Annotated in this window: 2 protein-coding genes; both read left to right on the top strand. The window is 45.8% G+C overall.

Features of this window, described 5'->3' with window-relative positions; genetic code table 11:
• The coding region (locus PGQ38_RS19570) for a hypothetical protein (protein WP_330674548.1) at window positions 1-354 on the top strand (354 nt) is incomplete at its 5' end.
• Window positions 344-2,871: thioester domain-containing protein (locus PGQ38_RS19120; RefSeq protein ID WP_330674547.1), on the top strand; the 2,528-nt coding region annotated here is incomplete at its 3' end. The genes PGQ38_RS19570 and PGQ38_RS19120, both read left to right, overlap by 11 nt.

The raw sequence follows: 2,871 nt of genomic DNA, 5'->3' as shown, positions 1-2,871 counted from the left end.
GATTTTACAGGGTTAGGCTTAAAAGATGGTGACAGGGCAGAACTGAAAAAGGCTGCCATGGAGGACGGAACCACATTTGATTCTGGAAGACCGGGGATCTATAAATGTGTTTACCGGATCACACCCAAAGAAGGTGATTCTTATCTGGTTGCAAGAACCATTACCGTAACTGAAAAAGAACCAGAAACCCAGGCTGCTGGAAATTCCGGTTCTGAGGAGTCTGGGGACAGCGAAGATCCTGACCCTTTGCCGGAACAGCCAGCAGTTGCTGTGGAAGTTCCGGCAGAAGAGGAAAAAAAGGATGCAGATCTGGCAGAGATACCAGTAGAAGGTGAAGAAGCAGATGTGTCTTGAAGAGAACACTGTGGATCCGGAGACCGGCTTGACGCTTGGCGAAGTGTTGGAGCAGGCAGAGGAACAGGAAATTGATTTTTTAAGCCTGGAAGAGGGCGAAACGGTTTCTTTTATTGCTACCTATGCCAGCACCAGAACCGATGTGGATGTGACAAGGGGAACCTGCTATTACTACAGTGATTATGGGCTTGGCAGTTATCTGACCTATAAATATACGGTCAAATTTGACAATGTCAGTGCAACCGCTTATTGTATTCAGCCCTCGAAAAACAGCCCTGGGGATGGTGTGTATAAGATCACCAAACTTGGGGATGGCAAAAAGCTTGCAAAAGTGTGCTACTACGGAACCAAAGCTTCTGGTGTAAATGGCTTTTTCAAACAGGAACATCCGGATTTTTCTGCAGGGAAACAGTTTGTTATCACTCATTTGGCCGTGTCTTATGCAAGCGGAGGTGACGATGCTTTTTCCGGGGCAAACTCTACCGGACAGGCTCTTGCCATGGAACTTTATGAATACTGCATGGCACAGCCGGATATCCCGGATGTTGCCATGGAGTTTTCCAATGACAACGTAACTGCTTATATAGATGGAAATGAGCAGCGTACCGAAGAAATCAAGTTTAAAGCGGATTCCTTACAGAACATTACCATGAAGCTTCCATCTGGCGTGGTTTTCCATAACGTGGATACAGGAGAAGCAAGTGCTGCCGGAGTCAGTATAAAATTATATGGTGGAACTACTTTTTACTTATCCGCACCGCTTGACCAGGCGGCAAAGGTAGCGGGAGCCTGGAAGTCTACGATGAAAGGTTACATTACGAAAGACTTTTCGGCGTATAAAGTAACGACCGGTACCGATACCCAGAACCTTGCCCTGGTATTTGGTGAGGGCGTCGACGATGAAAAATTCATAGATTTTTCCGTCACCTGGCTTCAGCAGGCTACTATCGAGATTATCAAAAAAGATAGGGGCTCCAATGCCCTGTTAGCAGGTGCGGTCTATGGTGTCTATAGCGACGAGGCATGCCAGAACCTGATTACAGAAATGCCGCCAACGGATGCAAATGGCGTTTCTTCTGTGACAATTGACAAAACCCAGGATGTGGTTTACTTAAAAGAGATCACAGGTCCCTCTGGCTACCTTGTGGATGCTACCGCCCACGGCGTGTCACTTGTGATGGGAAGCAAAGTTACACAGGAGCTGTTTGACGATGAGAAAAAGGCTTCCCTTACCGTTTACAAAGAGGGTGAGGTATTAACAGGGGCAGATGTAACGGATGAAAAGGTAACCTTCCGTTATGAAACAAGAAGGCAAAAAGGTGCGGTATATAATGTCTATGCAGGAGAGGACATTGTGGCTGCAGATGGATCTACTATTTATCAGAATGGTGCCCTTGTAAAAGAAGGTCTGACAACCGGTGAAGACGGAAGTGCAACCCTTGATAACTTAAACATAGGAACCTACGTGGTAACCGAGACACAGGCACCGGATAAGCTGGTCTGCACAGGCGAATCCCAAACCGTAACCTTATCAGCTGCCGGTGAAAATGAAGAAGTTTCTTTTAGCACGGTTACCTTTACCAACGACAGACAAAAAGCCTCCGTATCTTTGGTAAAACAGGATGGGGAAACCAGACAGCCGCTTACAGGTGCTGTTTTTGGAATGTATGCAGGGAATGATATTGTATCTGCAGACGGGAATGTGATCGTCAGAAAAGACACCCTGATTGAAAAGGTAGCTACTGGTACGGATGGAAAAGCAGGTTATACCGCAGACCTTCCGGTTAACAATTCCTACTATATCAAAGAACTTCAGGCACCCCAGATGTACGTGTTAAATACTTCTGATGTTTATTCCTTTGCTTTTAATTATGCAGGGGATAAAGAGAAAAAAGTAGAATTTACACATACTTTTACAGATGAGCGCGTCCGTGTGAATATCCATCTTACAAAGGAAGACAGTGAGACGGGAAAGAACGCACAGGGAGATGCAACTTTAGAAGGTGCTGTTTATGGCCTATATGCAAGGGAAGCAATTGGTTACCCGGATGGCAGCAGCGGGGTCCTTTATCCAAAAGACGCCCAGGTTGCTACACTTACCACCGACAAAGCTGGAAATGCAAGTGTATCCGGTCTCTATCCTGGAAAATACTATGTAAAAGAGATTACTCCACCTGCAGGTTATGTCCTGGATGAAGAAGAGCATGATGTGGAAGGCGGTTATGAAGGTGACCAGTTGAAAGAAATCGATTGTACCATTACAGTTGCCGAGAATGTGAAAAAACAGCCGTTCCAGCTGATTAAGGCTGCAAATAACGGAAAAACAGATGCCGATCTGTTAAAAGGCGCCGGATTTTCCGCTTATCTCGTAAGCAGCTTAAGTACAAAAGAGGATGGTTCCTATGATTTTGCAAATGCCGTTCCCGTAGTGCTGACAGAAGATGGAAAGACCGAGATCTTTACGGACGAAAAAGGCTATGCCTGCACAATCCCCCTTCCATATGGAACTTATGTGGT

Source organism: Blautia faecis (assembly GCF_027662325.1).
Classification (GTDB): domain Bacteria; phylum Bacillota; class Clostridia; order Lachnospirales; family Lachnospiraceae; genus Blautia_A; species Blautia_A faecis.
The sequence above is the reverse complement of the archived record's forward strand: the minus strand, read 5'-3'. Positions and strand labels throughout refer to the sequence as shown.